The 17052-nt window shown below is 64.3% G+C and carries 14 protein-coding genes and 1 pseudogene; 7 read left to right on the forward strand and 8 right to left on the reverse strand.

Annotated features, from left to right (window positions below; translation table 11 throughout):
• Positions 1–286: 286 nt before the first annotated feature.
• From KY501_RS51480 to KY501_RS51490, 3 genes are all read right to left on the reverse strand, one after another.
• Positions 287–535: a hypothetical protein gene (locus KY501_RS51480; RefSeq protein WP_224372952.1), complete on the reverse strand. Its 249-nt coding sequence runs from the start codon at positions 533–535 to the stop codon at positions 287–289.
• A gap of 186 nt (positions 536–721) precedes the next feature.
• A complete protein-coding gene (locus KY501_RS51485; RefSeq protein ID WP_224372953.1) occupies positions 722–1519 on the reverse strand; it encodes a C39 family peptidase in 798 nt (265 codons plus the stop codon).
• A 377-nt stretch (positions 1520–1896) separates the two neighbouring features.
• Complete coding sequence (locus tag KY501_RS51490; RefSeq protein ID WP_224372954.1) at positions 1897–2580, reverse strand: reverse transcriptase domain-containing protein; 684 nt, start codon at positions 2578–2580, stop codon at positions 1897–1899.
• Between the two features lie 302 nt (positions 2581–2882).
• On the opposite strand from KY501_RS51490, the pseudogene KY501_RS51495 reads away from it, so the two are divergent.
• Positions 2883–4019 (forward strand): annotated as a pseudogene (locus KY501_RS51495) (recombinase family protein); the annotation flags it as partial.
• Between the two features lie 444 nt (positions 4020–4463).
• On the opposite strand, the gene KY501_RS54160 reads toward KY501_RS51495, so the two are convergent.
• The 3 genes from KY501_RS54160 to KY501_RS51510 form a co-directional block, all read right to left on the reverse strand.
• Positions 4464–5516, reverse strand: a complete 1053-nt coding sequence (locus KY501_RS54160; RefSeq protein ID WP_309243069.1) for a reverse transcriptase domain-containing protein — start codon at positions 5514–5516, stop codon at positions 4464–4466.
• Positions 5517–7247: 1731 nt separating this feature from the next.
• Positions 7248–7967: an immunity 52 family protein gene (locus tag KY501_RS54515; protein WP_373691741.1), complete on the reverse strand. Its 720-nt coding sequence runs from the start codon at positions 7965–7967 to the stop codon at positions 7248–7250.
• A 6-nt stretch (positions 7968–7973) separates the two neighbouring features.
• On the reverse strand, positions 7974–9413 hold the full coding sequence (locus KY501_RS51510) for a restriction endonuclease fold toxin 5 domain-containing protein (protein WP_224372956.1): 1440 nt from the start codon (positions 9411–9413) through the stop codon (positions 7974–7976).
• 16 nt (positions 9414–9429) lie between these two features.
• Here KY501_RS51510 and KY501_RS51515 point away from each other — a divergent pair, with 16 nt between their 5' ends.
• The gene (locus tag KY501_RS51515; protein WP_224372957.1) at positions 9430–9624 is read left to right on the forward strand and encodes a hypothetical protein; all 195 of its coding nucleotides are present in this window, start codon (positions 9430–9432) and stop codon (positions 9622–9624) included.
• A gap of 12 nt (positions 9625–9636) precedes the next feature.
• On the forward strand, positions 9637–9906 hold the full coding sequence (locus tag KY501_RS51520) for a hypothetical protein (protein WP_224372958.1): 270 nt from the start codon (positions 9637–9639) through the stop codon (positions 9904–9906).
• A 33-nt stretch (positions 9907–9939) separates the two neighbouring features.
• On the opposite strand, the gene KY501_RS51525 is transcribed toward KY501_RS51520, so the two are convergent.
• Positions 9940–10632: a hypothetical protein gene (locus KY501_RS51525; RefSeq protein WP_224372959.1), complete on the reverse strand. Its 693-nt coding sequence runs from the start codon at positions 10630–10632 to the stop codon at positions 9940–9942.
• 432 nt (positions 10633–11064) lie between these two features.
• Here KY501_RS51525 and KY501_RS51530 point away from each other — a divergent pair, with 432 nt between their 5' ends.
• Genes KY501_RS51530 through KY501_RS51540 form a run of 3 tightly spaced genes read left to right on the forward strand, consistent with a single transcriptional unit; the run spans position 11065 to position 15282 of the window.
• Positions 11065–11952 carry a hypothetical protein gene (locus tag KY501_RS51530; RefSeq protein WP_224372960.1) on the forward strand — a complete coding sequence of 296 codons (888 nt, stop codon included), beginning with the start codon at positions 11065–11067 and terminating at the stop codon, positions 11950–11952.
• Between the two features lie 8 nt (positions 11953–11960).
• Positions 11961–12551, forward strand: coding sequence for a hypothetical protein (locus KY501_RS51535; protein ID WP_224372961.1), 591 nt, complete (start codon positions 11961–11963; stop codon positions 12549–12551).
• Between the two features lie 49 nt (positions 12552–12600).
• Positions 12601–15282, forward strand: coding sequence for a CHAT domain-containing tetratricopeptide repeat protein (locus KY501_RS51540; protein WP_224372962.1), 2682 nt, complete (start codon positions 12601–12603; stop codon positions 15280–15282).
• Positions 15283–15519: 237 nt separating this feature from the next.
• Here the strand turns inward: KY501_RS51540 and KY501_RS51545 are convergent, their stop codons facing one another.
• The gene (locus KY501_RS51545) at positions 15520–16152 is read right to left on the reverse strand and encodes a hypothetical protein (protein WP_224372963.1); all 633 of its coding nucleotides are present in this window, start codon (positions 16150–16152) and stop codon (positions 15520–15522) included.
• Positions 16153–16269: 117 nt separating this feature from the next.
• Between KY501_RS51545 and KY501_RS51550 the strand changes: the two genes are divergently transcribed.
• Positions 16270–17046, forward strand: a complete 777-nt coding sequence (locus KY501_RS51550) for a hypothetical protein (RefSeq protein WP_224372964.1) — start codon at positions 16270–16272, stop codon at positions 17044–17046.
• Positions 17047–17052 lie beyond the last annotated feature (6 nt).

Genomic DNA, 17052 nt, shown 5'->3' on the forward strand with positions numbered 1-17052 from the left:
AAGTCCGCTCTCAAGCGCTTGGTACTTCGCCGCGATGACTTCCTCCAGGTCCATGCCTACATTGATGGGCACGATCTCGGGCACCCGCAAACTGAAACTTTATTCCTGCGCGGCTCCTAACGCCTCGAACTGACAAGGTATCGAGGCGTCGCAGGGGCTCGGGCGATCTCGCTCGCCGCGATCGAAACGCCGCGCTTGTCGGGTAGCCCCGCCGGTCACCCGGCGGAGCCCCCACGGATCCGGACGTGCGGAATTGCCGCATCCGGCTCTTCGGGTGTCGGCCTCGCTACGTTCCGTACCGGTGGACGATTCGAGGCTTCGGGAGGGGAAACTCCTCCAGCAGCTTCTCCATCGCCTGCCACCTCACGAAGCTCTTCTGGGAGCGGAGGGAAAGCCACTTGCGCCAGATGGCTCTCGTCCGATGCCAGAGCCGATGGAGCGCCCGGTAGTTCGACGTGACGCCGAAGTACGCGTAATGCCCATTCAGCTTTTGCATCAATGAGCGTTGTTGCCACTCGACTGCTGTCTCTCCCATCTCTGCCTACCTCCTGGGTAAGAGGCCCGGGGAGGGGGGCAGTTTTAGTGTCGCGAGGGGGTCAATTTTGCTGTCGCTCTACAGCAGGAACGCAATGGAACTAAAAAGTACCTCAGGGCTTCACTTTGGAGCCCGGGGACGTGTTCAGAACGAACTCTGGCTGAAGGCGGCTCTCGGCGGAACTCGTTACGTGCGGCTCCGGAGCCTGATGAACAGCGCGAGGATTACCACACAATAAATAGAGCTGAATCCCTGACCAGAGCTGGTGGCACAGCCATAATCCGGAGTTGTCGGCTCCGGAGCGTTTGGCACAGGTTGAGGCTGAGGTTGAGGCGATGATGAATTCGTGACACGAACGGTGGCCACGAATCGGAGCGAACCCCCAAGATGCATCGGGTACAACTCGTCGGTCGCGAGCCCCCGCGCGCCATTTCCCGGCCAAGGGTCAAAAACACCGCCCGCAACGATATTGGGGCCATAGGACGTCCTGAAATACTGGATCGCAGTCAACACCATCGCATGGCCACGCGCACCGATAACCAACGGGTGATCTTGGTCGAGTTCGCTCACAATCTGCTGATTGGTCAGGGCAAGGACTCCCGCATCCGCGTCATATGCACCGGTGAGGTGTGCGGCAAAAGGATTCCCGAGATCATCGACCCATTGCCGGTTGAGTTGGCGTGCCATGACGATGCCTGCTTGGGCAGGCATGTTTACCGGTGCGCCATAGACTTCGCTTACAATCCGGTCCTGCCTTACTGGGTGGATATAATAGCTGTAAAGCATAGAGATGCTGGCGGCCCAGCACCATTGAGACTGATACTGATTCTGGTAAGCCTGCTGCGCGAAGCGCGAGAAATCCACTTGGGAAGTACACAATTCTCCCTGTGGGGTTTGCTGGCACACCGTCGAGGCTTCCGCTTGAAGTGAACTCAAGGCGAGAAGGCACGGTACGAGTGTTTTCAACAATCGAGGCACGATCATTCCCCCTGTCTTTGTCTGTAAGGATAGTTCTTCAGAAGCACCTGCTGCGTGCGGCGCGAACCCTAGCAACGGAACTTCTGGGGATCAAATCCTGCCGAAGCTGAAAAGCCAGTTAGAGCTTCGAAAGGTATGATTCCTGCAAATATGAGAAGGTCGAGCAACACTGAACTCCAGATCTTGCTGGTGAAAGCGAATCGTCTCTTGGAGACAAACCGTACAGCAGGATGATCATGATGCCCGAATCGAGCTGCGGGGATTTCTGCAGCGGTTGAGCACGCTCCAATGGTCGGGTAGACCCGGGCGCTGACTGGCCCCGGGCCCCCCACGGATCCGGACGTGCAGAATTCCCGCATCCGGCTCTTCAGGCCATGGATTCGCTACGCGGGTTGGGTCATCCGCTTCGGCTGCGGGAGCGGGAATCGCTCCAGGAGCAGGAGCATCCGAGCCCAGCTCATGTTTCGGCGTTGCGAGCGACGGTTGAGCCACTTCTGCCACCGTCGGCGAACCTCGCAGTAGAAGTTCGAGAGCCCCCGCGAGTTCCCGGGGATTCCGTAGTACCCGTAGTGCCCTCGGACCATCTGCTTGAGGTGCTGCCATTGTTCCTGGATGGGACGGTGCCGGTTCCGGCGGCACCATGTGGCGACCGACTTCACCGCCCGACTGAATCGCGACTTGGACGTGGTCCGCCTGACGAACCACTTCCCCGCACGCGAGCGTGCCCAGTGGTGGTTGAAGCCCAGCAGTTCGAAGCTGCCAGGCTCCTTGCCGTCCCCACCCCAGGGACGAGGACCCGGTCGCCTGAACTCGACGAGCCGGGTCTTCTCCGGGTGGAGTGTCAGTCCATACCTCCCAAAACGCTTCGGGAGGACGTCCAGAACGCGGCGGGCATCCTCTTCCTGCGAGAACAGAATGACGAAGTCGTCCGCATAGCGAAACAGGAAGCTGGGGCCTTTCAAGCGCGGCCTCACCTCCCTGTAGAACCATGCATCGAGCACTTCGTGCAGGTAGAGATTTGCCAGCAGCGGAGAGATCTCGCCTCCCACGCAATGGAGCAATTCCACTGGAGCTCCTCCATCACGAGGGCCGAGCTGCTTGCTCGGACTGTAGACGACCGGAGGCGAAGATGATGCCCTCCAGGGCGGGTTCGGGTGTGCCGCGCGGTGGTCGGACGGATCTTTCGTCTGATGCCGCGGCGGCAAGCTTTCACTTTGCGGGTTCGCTTCGAGCCAGTGCGGCTGGCCCGCGAGCAGCTCCGCGTGGCGTACGAAATGGTAGCCCCCACACGTCGGGCGCTTGTCCGCAGTGCCCCGGAAGAAAAGGCCGAAGTGCCAGTCCTCCGCCAGGACAGCAAGGAGCGTCGGTCATGAAGTCGGTCGCCCTCTACGCGCGTGTGTCCTCCGCCCAGCAGACTCAGCAAGCCACCGTGGCCAGTCAGCTCGCTGCTCTCCAAGAGCGGGCGAAGGCCGATGGGCACACGGTGCTCCCCTCGGACATTTACATCGACGAAGGGTACAGCGGCGCGACGCTGGCGAGGCCTGCCATGGAGCGGCTGCGCGATCGGGTCGCGGAAGGCGGCGTGGAAGTCCTGTACGTACATAGCCCGGACCGTCTGGCGCGCCGCTACGCCTATCAAGTGCTGCTGCTTGAGGAGTTCGCCAGACAGGGCGTGTCGGTCACTTTCCTCAACGGTCCCGCCGGCCACAGCGCCGAGGATGAGCTGCTGGTTCAGGTCCAGGGGATGATTGCGGAATACGAGCGCGCCAGGATCCTCGAGCGCTGTCGCCGGGGCAAGCTGCACAAGGCGCGCAGCGGCATCATCAATCCGTTGGCGGGCGCGCCGTACGGCTACCTCTACGTGCGCAAGTCCGAGGAGGGGCCGGCCCGCTACCAGGTGCTGCTGCACGAGGCCAAAGTGGTTCGCTCCATCTTCAAGTGGCTCGTCGAGGAGCAGGCTTCGATCGGCGAGATTACGCGGCGGCTCTGCTCGCAGGGGGTACCCACGCGCAAGGGCCTGCCCCGGTGGGATCGGGCCACGGTCTGGGCCATCCTTCACAATCCGGCGTACATGGGGCGGGCTGCCTTCGGCAAAACAGAAGCTGTCGCACGAGGAAGGCTGCTGCGTCCCATTCGTGGCAAGGGCACAGTGCCCAAACACGCCAAGAGTGGCCATCGCGACAAGCCACCCTCGGAGTGGATCTCGATCCCTGTCCCTGCCTTGGTTTCGCCGGAGACGTTTGCGGCGGCCAGGGAGCAACTCGAACGCAACCGGCACCTGTCTGAGCGCAATGGGCGTGGACAGCGCTATCTACTGCAGGGCCTCACGGTGTGCGCCCGGTGTGGCTATGCCTACTATGGCAAGCGCGTCTCTCGCGCGTCCGCCAAGGGGCGGGCGCTGTACGGCTACTACCGCTGCGTGGGCAGCGACGGGTATCGCTTCGAAGGGGGCCGCATCTGCCACAACCCCCAGGTGAGAGTCGACCAGCTGGACGAGTACGTCTGGGACTCGGTGCGGCAAGTCCTCCAAGACCCTGCTCGCATCCTGGACGAATGGACTCGCCGTGGTGCGAGCGATGGCACCCTTGCAGAGCTGCATGCGCGGCGCGAGGAGGCCAAGCGAGCTTTCCGCGAACACGAGCAGACCTTGAAGCGACTGCGGGACGCGTACGAAGCGGGCGCCCTGGAGTTGGACGACTTGGTCGCCCGCAGCGAGCGCGTACGCGGGCGGCTCCGCTACGCGCAGCAGGAACTGAAGCGGGCCGAGGCCACGATCGCGCAGACAGTCGAATTGAAGGTCGTCGTTGGCCGGTTGCAGGACTTCGCAGCGCAGGTCGGGGACGGGCTGGACCACTTGGGCTGGGTCAAGCGGCGCCAGCTGATTCGCACGCTGGTCGCCAAGGTAGAAATCGATGAAGGAGGTGCAACGGTGGTCTACCGGGTGCCGACATCAGGAAATCCTCCTGGGCCCCCGCAGTCCCCAGAGGACGAGGGTGAGCCCGTACCTTCCGGCGGAAGTTGTCAATTGAGTGGGGGGAGAGATGACCCCACCCTGTGGAGTGCCCTCGTCCGGATGGTAGAGCATCCCGGCTTCGAGCACTCCTGCATTCAGCCACTTCCCGATCAGGCGCAGCAGCACGCCATCGCGTACCCGCTGTTGAATGATTTCGCGCAGGTGCTTGTGGTCCAGGGTGTCGAAGAACTTCTTGATGTCGACCTCCAGGACCCACCCTCCCGCCATCCGCACCGTTTGGTGCTGGAGGTCAGCCAACATCTGGTGCGCTGACCTGCCGGGCCGGAAGCCGTAGGAGCAGTCCAGAAAGTCTTGCTCGTATACGGCCTCCAACATCATGTGCACCGCCCGCTGCAGAACCTTGTCCTCGAAGGTCGGAATGCCGATGGGTCTACGCTGCTTCCCATCGCCCTTCGGGATGTGGACGCGCCGCACCGGGGGGGCCCGGTACGTCCCGGACTTCGCTCGCTCCAGCAGCGACCGGAGGTTCTCCTCCAGTTGCGCCGCATAGGCTTCGCTCGTCTCGCCGTCCACTCCGACGGCGCCGTCCTTGCGCGTCCGTCGGTGCGCTTCGCGCAGCCACTCAATATCCATGTGGTGTGCAAGCGTGGTGAGAGCTGCCTCTGGCTTGTCCTTCGCCAGCTTCGCTATCCGCTCGAGTTTCGTGAAGACGCTCTCGGAGCCCAGTGTCTCCTGCATCGTTCCCTCCAGCAGTTCCATGTCATGGCGTCCCCTTCCCTCCATGGGGTTCCAGTTGGGCCGGTTCCCCCACTTCTGCGGTACTATGAGACGCTCCGAATCCCGTCCGACCGTCCCTCCCCCGCTTCGTTTCCTTCGCGGAGCAGGTACCACCGCCACCCGTCTTTCGCTCCCGTGCGCGTCGGGCGCCCATCGCGCGCGGGCCAGGGTTGTTGTCCGGCTTCCCCAACCGGCTGTTTGACGTGGCGTCGTACGGGCCTCCCAGGTTCCTTGGGGGACCTTTGTGTGCATGCCCTGCTCTTCGACCCCGGTGGGAGCGCCGCGCCGGCCCGTTCTCTCAGCGCGCCGCTGCTGCCTTCCGCTCGTTTCAAGGCGTCGGCTCCCACAAGGAAGCTTTCGAGGCTCAATCACACGGCCTGCACACTCGCTGTCTACGCTTCGCAGCCAGGGTTACCCCTGCGCCACGCAAGACTCGCTTCCGGGTGGGGGCCAGCCTTTCCCGGGCGGGCTTCGCACCCGCGAGGTCCCAGCGTGAGGTTTCTGCTTTCTACATGGCTTCCTCCTCACCCAGGCTTCTCCTGGCGCACGAAACGATCTGCGGAAAGCGCGGGATTCCGATCGCGGGAAGTGCGAGAAAGCGCGGGCGTGGCGCCGCAGCGGCGTGAGGATCGGAGTGGTCCGAAAACTGGAGCGGTGTGGAGGCCGCAGGAGGGTGCTGGCATACCTGACAGCGCCCGGTGGGGTGCGCGCCATTCTGGAGCATCTGACATTTTACCTCTATGCTCTGTTCTGTCGTGCACAGGCTTGTGTCAAGGGACCTCCCTCTCACATACAAACCGTGCGCAAGCACACAAACACGCCAAGCCCATATTGATTTGAATATGCGAACCGCTTCATGTTCGCCCGACCTGCGCACACTGGCATGACAAAGGGACCTGCAATGCTTCGTCAGTTATGTATTGGGCTGTCGATATTCTTTGAAGCCTGTGTCACCGCACCACCAGGAACTGGCGGATCTGGTGATGCAACATGCGACTCAACCTGTTCTGCACAATATTTCACTTCGGAAATAGAAGGAAACTCGTCCGATTGCAATAACGGACCCAAGCGTATCTGCAAGCCTGTGGGATCAACAAATACATTCACTGCATGCGACGCGCGGTGCCCAGACAGTTATTACTCTACCCAAAAAGAAAAGAAGCACAAGGACTGCAATGGCGAACCTCGACTTCACTGCAAAGACGTTCCTATCGGCAATAATCTAACCACGTGCGATGCGACATGCCCCAACGAGCACTTCTACACCTCCAAACTGGAGGCAAGAAGTTCGAAATGTGATAGCGAACCCATTCGATACTGCAACTACGCTTCTGGCTCTTCTAGCTTAGATTCGTGCGACAATACGTGTCCTCAAAACTACCACTCCACCTCTATTAAGAGCGTAGCTTCAGACTGCGCCCACGGTAAACGCCTAGCATGCCGATACAATGGCGGCGCCACTTCATTCGATACGTGTGACTTACATTGCCCTGAAGGCTACACCGCCCAAAAACCCAAGGACAAGAGTTCAGACTGCGCCGATGGCGTCATGCGCACCTGCTCACGTTGAGCGCCTGAAGCAAGCATTGGCGTAGGAGTTCAGCGAGCTCTTGAATGGGCAGAACTACGGAAGACAAGGCTGACGAGGCAGAGAGCGGCGAGAGTCAATAAGCAGCAACTCCACCAAACTCCCTCAGAAGGTTCATAGCGGCGTCAGCTTTGCTATCAAGCGGGTAACATGGGCGCGATCTCCCGGAGACGTGGGCCAACGCTTCGCGTGACCGCAGCCAGTCTGACAAGGTAACGCCTCGAATTGACAAGGTATCGAGGCGTCGCAGGGGCCCGGGCGATCTCGCTCGCCGCGATCGAAAGCCCTCGCTTCCCGCAGATCGGCTCCATTCCGTCCTGTCCCAGTAGATTCCCCAGGCTCCTGCAACATAGGTGCAACATTGCAGAGGCCGAACCCTCACGCCGACAGAGCAGTCACCCTGTCGGCCAGGGCTGCAACGATCGCAACAGCCCAGCCCGGTCCAGCAACTCATGGACCCGAGTGGCCAGCTCTACGTGCTCTGGGGTGGAAGCGGTGAACCGCTCGGGGGTGAGGATGACGAGGGTGCCCTTGTCCTCCACCGGCTCGATACGCACAGGGACAGGCAGTGGGGGCACTGTGCCGCGCAGCCGCGAGAAGTACATCACCCAGCCGACGAAGGTATCTGGGGAAGCCCCCTTCGTTATCAATTCCTGATGCTCATAGGACGTGGCTACTCCCCATTCCGGGTCCCAGGCCAGGGCCATGGCGCACAGCACCTCGGCCATCACGGGAGCTGTCAGCACCCGATCTGCGATGGGACCTCCCTTGTGGGGCCTGAGCACGCAGTTCGATGGGAGCAAGGCGTCAGATGAGCCACACGCCCCATCAACTCCGGACATTTCTTCCTGGCTGTCACCTGTCCATAAGTGGAACGAGAACTCATCATCGCCTCGCTTCTCTTGATGCCCGAACAGCTCCTGGAAGCTCTCAGCGGTTGGAGTGAATGGGCGTTTGAGCGCTTCCTCAAAGGAACTTGCTGTCTTGCACCAGCGGGTCCACGCCGGGTCGCAGCGCCCCAGGAGGTGGAAGAAACGTTCCGCGCGTTGTGCGCAAGCCTCGGCGGATTCGGGCCGGGCGAGCCAGTAAGAGCCAACGTAGTAGGTTTCTCTCATGGCTCCTCAGGGGGTCGGGGCGATGGGGGGAACATGAATGACCTCGATCTTGAGCTTGCTGAGCGCGAACATCTTCCTGAGTGCACCTGCGAGTCTCTCCTCGGCCACGATCCACCGGATGGGCGTTCCGTTGGCGGCTTTGAACTGGCGCCTCGCCTGCTCAAGCATTTGGTCGCGCCCCTCGAAGAATTCGACAAAGTTCAAATCCTGATCGATCCACTTCGCGTAGCCGGTACCCTTGGCCTCGATGAGGCCCCTCCGGTCGAAACCGTCGAAGTCCACCTCCTTGCCACCCACCTTGACGCGGTAGGCAGTGCCTTCGGGTGCACCCGTCACCTGAGCCTGATAGCGGCGCGACTGTTCCGGCATGGACTCGTCCGCCTCGACCCATTCACCCGGGCCACCGGAGCTGGGGGGCGCGGCCTTCGCGCCCGCGTTGCCGCCTGAGATGTCGCGCGTCGCCATGGCGACGGCGTTGGGGGCTAGAGCGATCGTGACGCCCTCGGTATTGATGGCGACCGACTCCACCTGAGCCAGCGCTGGGGCTGTGAAGCGGATGCCCAGTTGCGCCTCGGCCACCACCGCCGCCTGCCCAGCCCCAGGTAACTTCGGCAGCGTCGCCGCCATCCCCGTCGCCGTGTTCCCCATGGCCACCATCGCCAGCATGACGAAGGCTCGCGCCGCCTTCTCCCCCATCGTGTCCCCGAACTTCTCTCCGGACGCGGAAATGGCCTCGAAGGTGGTGGCTTGGTCCACTTCCTTCATCAGCACCAGCCACCCATCAATGAGGCGCCACACCGTGTCCCAGCCCAGGTACGCCATGGCTCCCACCGTCAGCACCGCAGCGATCCCCTTGCTCACCGGCTCGGGCAGCGCCAGCAGAATGGCATACATGGTCAGGCCCCCGACGATTGTGGCTACCAATGCCTGGGGGCTCACCTGTCGGGCGAGTTCTTCCTTCATGGCTCCCAGCACCTTGCTCTGGGCGATGGCCATGGCCAGAGCGTACCTGGCATCCCCATCCAAGAAGGGCTTGTCCACCAGCAGCCGCAGGCAATCCCCGCCTTCCCACCTTTGCTCGCACCACAGCAGGTAACGGCGATTCAGCTCCTCGTCCTCGGGCAGCAGACGCAGGTTGTGGTGGCTGCTTGGCTCCGAGGCCATGAGCCGCTGGCTTCTGCCCTCATACCAGTACCAGCCGCTTCGCTCGGGCACTCCGAACAGCCGCCCGGCGTATTCCAGGGGCCGCTCCACGGCAGGCACGGAGGGCGCGTGCTTCGCGACGGCTTGCTGGAACTCTTCCTGGCTCATCTCCGCCTGTTCCACGTCTCGGCGAGGGGCGTGGACGCGGGGCTCGCCCCGGCCCGTGTCCAGCCGGACGATGTTCCTCGGGGTGCTGCACCCAGCGAGGGATGCGAACAGCAACACAACCGCCCAGCGCCGCATGGGGTGCCTCCTGGCCATGGCTCCCGCGCGCCAGGAGCACCACCCGAGATTACAGGGGCGTCATGACAGGTCCGTCAATCACGGGGGCTTGCGCAGTCCAGGCAGTTCAGGTCCGCCAGAGCCCTCTTCCCCCGGAGTGCAGGACGGCTCGGCGGAGGTCCTCCAGGAAGTGAAGACGTACGCGGACCAGAACAAGCTGTACTGGGCCTGAACTATCGACAACGTGCCAGCGGGGACGTACACGCTGCGCCTCGTCGCGCGCGAGGACACCGCCGACAACGAGCAGTTCAGCATCACGCTCTATACCAACAACGGGTCAAGTCCCACCTACAACCTCTGCCAGTTCACGACGACCTCGTGGAGCAATTGCAGCCAGACCGTGACCATTGGCACGTCGGGCGCTGTGCAGTTCCAGGTGAGCGACGCGCCGGGTTGGGAGTACGACAAGCCCACGAACGTCTCCGTCGACTACATCGCGCTCGTAAGGCAGTAGGCGTCTCGGGTCGGGCAGACCCGCTGTTCACTGTTACTTGGTGGGAGCGGCCTTCGGCGACGCGTCGAGCAACTGCTCGATCTTGTCCGCGAAGTCCGGCGGATTGGTTCGAACAGGAGGAACTGACTTCTCCTCAGGCGGCTCCACATTGAAGCGGAGGACCTTGCTCCAGGCCACGTTCGGGTACCGGGCCTTAAGCAGCGCGGAGTCCCGGTCCCACTCGTCCCGCCGGCTCAACTGCAGCAAGGGCTCGAGGCTCCGGTAATCGGGGGAAGGTCTCTGCGACGGGCCGAAGAGAAACTCCCCCAGGTAGAGGATCCCTCCAGGAGGGACCGTGAAGAGAAGGTACAGGTCGGGCCCGGAGTGATACTCAGAGCCCTCGGTCTCGAAGCTGGCGGAATCCAGCGCGTAGTCCCCCGCGGGGAGCACGAGCGCAAAGAGGTCTCCCGAACGCCCGAAGCCAGAGAAGTCGAATTCGTTCCCTCCCGGGAGGTGCTTCATGAAGAGAGTGCGCTCTTGCCGGGTCTTCTTGTCCCAGAACCTGAGCACGCAGGTGTGGTAACGGCTCGTGGAGGTGGCGCGGGCGAGCGAGCCGACCACCACTCCGGTGTCTTGGGACAGTTTGGAGAGTTGCTCCGGCCGAGCCATGTACGGCTTGGACGAGCCGCAGCCCATCCAGAGCAGAAGGCACCCCATCACTCCCCAGAAGCTGCGTCTTTGTGTCATGAGGGAACTCGGCTCATCGCGACGGGTGGCCCGCATCGAACCTACCCTACTCTTCGCCCGCATCGTTCTCCGGCGCACGACGCGCGTGTGACGTGGCGTGCGTTTGTGCTGCCCGCTCCCTCCGAAGGGGGAGGGGGCGGCTGGTTGAGCAGGCGTTTACCCGCTAGGGCTGCGCGGTGGGCACACCGACGTAGCCTTGGGCTCTCCGGCACGCGTCAGCGGCTCTCCTCTTCCTCTCTGCTCTCACCCGTTCCCTCCAACACTGCCCCTATCCGTCTTATGCGCCCACCCAGCCTATGCATGCCTCTGCCAGGGATGTGCGGAAAAAAGGGTCCGCAGAAACGCTGCATCATTTTCCCTGTCACCGGCTCTTGCTGGGTGCGGGCTGCGGGGCCATGCCCACGACAGTGTCTTTTTGATGGAGAGGTGCGCATGGGACCGGAGAGAGATGCTCAGGTGGCAGTGGTCGTGGTGACGTCGCTGTTGGTCATCTGGTTCTTCTTCAAGGGAATCGGCACCGAGAAGCGCTCGCTGAGCCTGGCGAACCTCGCGATGGCGTGTGGCCTGTGCGTGCTGATGCCCCAGCGGCAGCTCCTCCCAGAGGGAGGGACCTCGAGCTCAGCGCTGCTGCTCGGTGCTCAGCTCATGATGCTCGTCATCGGAGTGATAGGCCTGGTCCTCGCGGTGGTGGCGCTGCGGGCCCGCACGTCAGACGGCGGCACGGGCGTCATCCGGCCAGTCATTGCCTCACTCCTGAGCCTCGTACTGGCCACGTCGAGCGGGTCCGTCGCCATGATGAGCTGGAGGCTGAGTCCGATGAACAACCAGCCCTGGGAGTGGATCTCGGCGAAGTACAACTATCGCATGCGCCTGCCATCCTCCAGCTGCGTGGAGAGCCGGATGAAGGACATGGAGGACGTGGACGGAGCCTTCAACTGCCGCGAACAGCGCATGCACGTCATGGTGTCCGCACGACGGGCGAGCGCGGCCGGCTACGCCGCCGCCGTCGAAGAGATGCGTGCGAGCGGGCTCGGCTCGAACAGCAGGGCGCCGGTGCTGGAGACCACGAGCACGGAGGCGGGCTGGCCCTGCACACGCAAGATCCTCGTCGAGCCCGCGAATGGGGAGCATGGTCCCCTCCTGGTCTCCGTCGCCCTCATTCACTGGCCCGAAAACGGGCTGTTGTTCACCGTGGTTCTCGAAGGTGACCTCTGGACATCCTCAGAGGTGAACACGGCCATGCTGCGTGAGCACCTCACCCGCTCCGCGCAACAGCTCCAGCTCTCGCTCGGGCCCTCCGCCGGTGGAGAAGGCGCCTGAGGCCCGCCATGCTTCGAGCGCTCCTGATCGCCGGGCTGTGGTCCTCCACGGCCCCCGCACTCCCTCCCGAGGCCAGTCCCGCCCCGGAGGGATCATCCGCGGCCAGCGCCCTCCGTGTCAGCCTGCCCCAGGGTTGGAGCCTCCACACCATGAAGGAGGAGGGATTCCAGGTGGCGCTGCCACCGCAGCCCATGCTGCGGCGCCACACGATGCAGACGGCGTCGGGGCCCGCCCAAATCACGAAATGGGTGGTGAAGCGGGGGCATGAGGATCTGGTGGTGGGGGTGAGCCGCTTCGACCCGGGTGTCGTGAGCAAGAGCCCGGCGGAGCCTGGCGCGTTGCTCGCGAACCTTCGTGACGAGATGATGAGTGGCTTCCGTGCCACCCTGCGGAGTGACAAGTCCCTCCGGGTGGAGGGGCCTCCGGGCACATCGTCGTCCTACCCCGCGCGCGAATTCGAGCTGCTGCTGCCCGAGGACACGCACCTGACCGCCCGCATCATCCTCGTGGAAGATCGGCTGATCACGCTCCTTCATTCGACCAAGGGAACGTCGAACAAGAGCTTCCATCTCATGGTGGCCTCCTTCTCGTTCTTGTAGCCCCTTGGCCTCACTCCAGGCGCTCGCCTGACCCCTACAGAGGACGGACATGCGGCAGGTTCTGGGATGGATGATGGCCGCGCTGCTCTGCTGCGCGGCAGGGACGGCGTCCGGCGGGCAGTCCCCGGCCGAGCGGGAACAGGAGGCGCAGGCGGCCTATACGAAAGCGATGGCGCTCCTCAAGGAGGGCCAGTACTCCAACGCCATTCCCGTGGGTGAGCAGGCGCTCGCGTTGACAGAGGCCGCGCTGGGAGAGCGCGATCCCAGGGTCGCCCTCTGTCTGGACGTGCTGGGCCGTCTCCACCTGCTCCAGGGAGCCCCCCAGCGAGCCGAGCCACTCCTCCTCCGAGGGCTCTCCATTCGGGAGGCAGCGCTCGGAAAGTCCCACCCCGAGGTCGCCATCGGGCACACCAGCCTCGCCGATCTCTACAGGACACGGGGCCAGTCCGAGCTGGCCATGCTGCACTATCAGCGCGCGCTCGACATCCTGGAGGGGTCCTTGGGCAAGGACCATCTTCTCGTCGCCACCTCGTTGAACAACCTCGCCGGTCTCTATGCGGACCTGGAGATATTTGAAGTTGCCAGGTTCAACTTCGCGCGCGCCCTCACCATCAAGGAGAAGGTCCTGGGCGAGAACCATCCGCTCGTGGCCAACTCGCTCGTCAGCCTGTCCCGGGTCCTCATCGCTCAAGGTGAGTACAAGCAGGCTGAGCCACTCTTGCAGCGCGCGCTCGTGATCCAGGAAGCGGCCCTCGGCAAGGCCCATCCTGACCTGGCTAACACGATCAGCAACCTTGGCATCGTCTACCTGAAGCAGGGGTTGCAGGACCCGGCGGGGCCGCTCCTGGAACGCGCGCTCGGGCTTCGGGAGGCAGCCCTTGGCCCGGACCATCCCCTCGTCGCCCAGTCGCTCTACCTGCTGGGCATGTACCGCTGGGAGCAGCAGCGCCTCGCCGAGGCCGTGCCGCTCCTCACGCGCGCTTTCGCTCTGTCCGAGCAGTACTTGCGCGAGGAGATGGTCGAGTTCTCCGAGGTGCGCCTGGACCAGCTCCTCAAGCGTCTGCTCCTCCAGGAGGACAGCCTCTATGCGATGCTGCGCGAGCATCCGGACAACGCCGCCCTGCGCCGCTTGACCCTCGGCGCCGTGCTCCTGCTCAAGGGCCGCTCCGTCGCGGAGTTCGCGGAGACCACTCGCGTCATCCACCGGAGCCTCGGGGCGCGGGACCGCGATACCTTCCAGAAGGTGCGGGAGCTCCGCACCCAGCGGGCCGCGCTGTTGATGCAGCCCCCCAGCGTGCTCGCCTCCGCCGCCTATCGACAGCGCCTGAGCGCACTCTCCGACCAGAGCAGTGCCCTCGGGGCGGAGCTCGCCAGGCACTCCGCGCCGCTGCGCGAGCTGACGGCTCTGCCACCTCTCAGCAGGATTGTCGAGCAGGTCGCCGCGGCGCTTCCCAAGGACGGGGGCCTCGTCGAGTTCATCGCCTACGAGGAAATGTGGCGGCTCCAGGAGGCCATTCCCGAGGTCGATGCGCCGCTCCAGGTGGGGTACCTGGCGTTGGTGCTCGAGCCCGACGGGGACATTCGCACCGTCGACCTCGGGCCCGCCGAGCCCATCGACCGTGCCGCCTCGTGCCTGCGAGACGCCCTCGCGCGCCGCGACGCGGACTTCCAGGTGAGCGCCCAGGCCCTCTACCGGCTCATCTTCCAGCCCTTGATTCCCCTGCTCGGCGACAGCCACCGCCTCTTCCTCTCGCCGGACGACCAGCTCAACCTCGTGCCCTTCGCCGCGCTCCACGATGGCCGCCAGTTTCTTGTCGACTCCTTCGACTTCACCTACCTCACCTCGGGAAGGGAACTCCTCCCTCGCTCCGGGGCCACTCCGGCTTCACGCTCGGTGGTCGTCCTGGCCGATCCGGACTTCAGCGCGCGTCTCCCGGCAGCTCCGTCCGCCCAGAAGAACACGCAAGAGCTGGCCCAGGGCTCCACTTCCCTGGAAGGCTTTCTGTCCACTCGTGCCGGTCTGGCCGAGCAACCCTGGACGCCTCTTCCGGGCACTCGCCTGGAGGCCAGGGCCATCCAGCGCCTCATTCCCCAGGCCCAGGTCTTCCTGGGACGCGACGCGACCAAGGAGCGGCTGCTGCGCCTGCCCACCCCTGGCGTGCTCCACCTGGCCACGCATGGCTTCTTCCTCGAAGACTCACCCGCCCAGGAGAGGACTCGCGGAATCGCCCACTTCGGTGCGCTGGGTGAGGACAGGCTCGAGCAACCTCCATTCGATCCGCTGCTGCGCTCGGGGCTCGTGCTCGCCGGTGCTCGGGCCCGTGCCCCCGGCGCTGCTGGCACCTCGATGCCCCGGCTCGGCAGTTCCCTGGTCACGGCGTTCGAGTTGGAGGGGCTGGATCTCTGGGGCACCGAGCTTGTCGTCCTCTCCGCCTGCGATACCGGCCGCGGCAACGTCATGAGAGGCCAAGGGGTCTATGGCCTGCGACGTGCGCTCGTCATCGCGGGTGCGGAGACCGTGGTCATGAGCTTGTGGAAGGTCAACGACGGCACCACCCATCAACTGATGGAGGCCTACTACCACAACCTGCTGGCGGGGCAGGGCCGAGCCACGGCGCTGAGAGAGGCGATGCGTGCGCTGCGTGAGACCCAGCCTCATCCCCACTACTGGGCCCCTTTCATCGCCCAAGGACGCGATGCTCCCCTGCGTTCGTTCGCGAAGGCGAAGTAGTCCGCCGGCTCCCGAGCAGTCCGTCACTGACCCAGTTGCATCCAGGCACCGCGCTCCTACCGATGGCCTGGGTCCTGGAGCGAGCACCGTGGCTCCCGCAAGCGGGGGCAGAGCCGCAGCCCTTGGGCTCTCCGGCACTGGTCAGCGGCCCTCCTCTTCCGCTCTGCTCTCGCCCGTTCCCTCCAACACTGCCCCTATCCTTGCGCCTGGAAGCGCGACATCAGCACGCTGAACGAGTCACGGTGGGGCTTTGGGTTCAGCGGCCGCAAGCGCCGCAGCTGCCGCAAGCTTGTGTTGAGCCTGCCAAGGCGGCCCGATCGATCGGCCCATCGCATACAGGAACGCATCGATGTCCTCGCGGCCGAGCGCCACCGCCGCGTCGCGAAACACGCGCTCACGCTCGTACCAATGCACGGACCAACCGCGCCCTGCGGCCGCGGTCGCGAGGGCCTCGCGATACATGACGGAGTCAGCGAAAGTCTGCGCTCGATTGTCGGCAATCCGCTCTTCTACGGTCGGAGGAAGCGGGGAGCACGCGCGGATCGCAATGCGCGCAATCGGCACAGGCACCAACGCGGCCAGCGCCTCGAGTCCCTCACGCGCGCCGCGCGCTGCGGATGCGTGCACGCGCTCGACAAGTGCTACGGCTTCCGCCAACGAAAGCGCCCGCGCTCCCGGGGTGTTCAGGTAACGGCCCACCGCCCACGACCCTTCGTGGTGATGCGGGTGCGTTGGCAGACCGGGCTCGGTGAGATCAATGCGCCGGCGATCGAGGAGTTCGCCGCCGGGCGAGAGCGTGACCAGCACCGCCGAGTTGCCGTGCTCGACGACACCAACAGTCGCGGCTCGCTGCGTTCGTCCTCTCGCCACGTCTTCCTTCCTCCGGGGCGCACTGCTCGACGCGTCACTGTCGTTTCGAGCCCCGAGCGGACGATACGTTTGGTACCGCCAGCCACGCCACCCCATCCCAGGTAAACTGAGGCCGCCATGGAACGCGTCCGCCCTCCCCGCCCATCCGACGATGCTGCTCCCGAGCTCATCGGTCCTCTGCCGAGCTCCCCATCGCTGGCGGTGCTGCTGGACGCAGTGCGCTCGCCTGCTGTGGCGCGGGAGGACGTGGACGCGCTGCTGCAAGGTCTCGCCCATCCGCCGTCTGAAGACGAGTCTCCTCGCTCCCGCGCTGACTTCCTGCTGTCCCTCATCACGGCCCCCAGTGTGGGCGATCTTCAGAGCACCCAGGGCGTCACGGTGCGCACCGCCGCGGTACGCGCCCTGCTCGATCTGGGCTTCCCGTACGCGCTCGAAGTTCCTCCGGAGGCCCTCGCAGACGCCCTCTCCGCGCGCGATGCGACTCCGCTAGCCCAGCTCCCCCTCCCCGGCGCCATCGCCACGCTCGCAGGCGTCACCGTTCAAGCCGCGGAGCTCCTGCCTTCCATGTTCCAGATGGCGAACCGGCAGTTTCCCCCGGCGGCCTGGATGTTCCTGGTCGCCCTCAGTGTGGTGCTGGGGCCTGCCGCCATGACCGTGCTGAGCGGCTTGTTTCGGAAGCGGGGCCTGCTGATCTTCGGGCTCTGCATGATGGGACTGACGAGTTCCTTCTGGCTTTACACCTTCGTCACGCAGTTGCTCGACACCCCGTTCCCGCTCAACAAGTCGGCCACCTTCATCTCGCTGGTCGCAGGGCTCGGGTTCCTGCTCGGCACCTTCCTCTTGCGCCCTGGCGCATGGGGCAGCGACGACGAGACTCCAGATTCGCGTCGCTGATGCGCG

Origin of the sequence: Hyalangium versicolor (genome assembly GCF_020103695.1) — a bacterium.
Classification (GTDB): domain Bacteria; phylum Myxococcota; class Myxococcia; order Myxococcales; family Myxococcaceae; genus Hyalangium; species Hyalangium versicolor.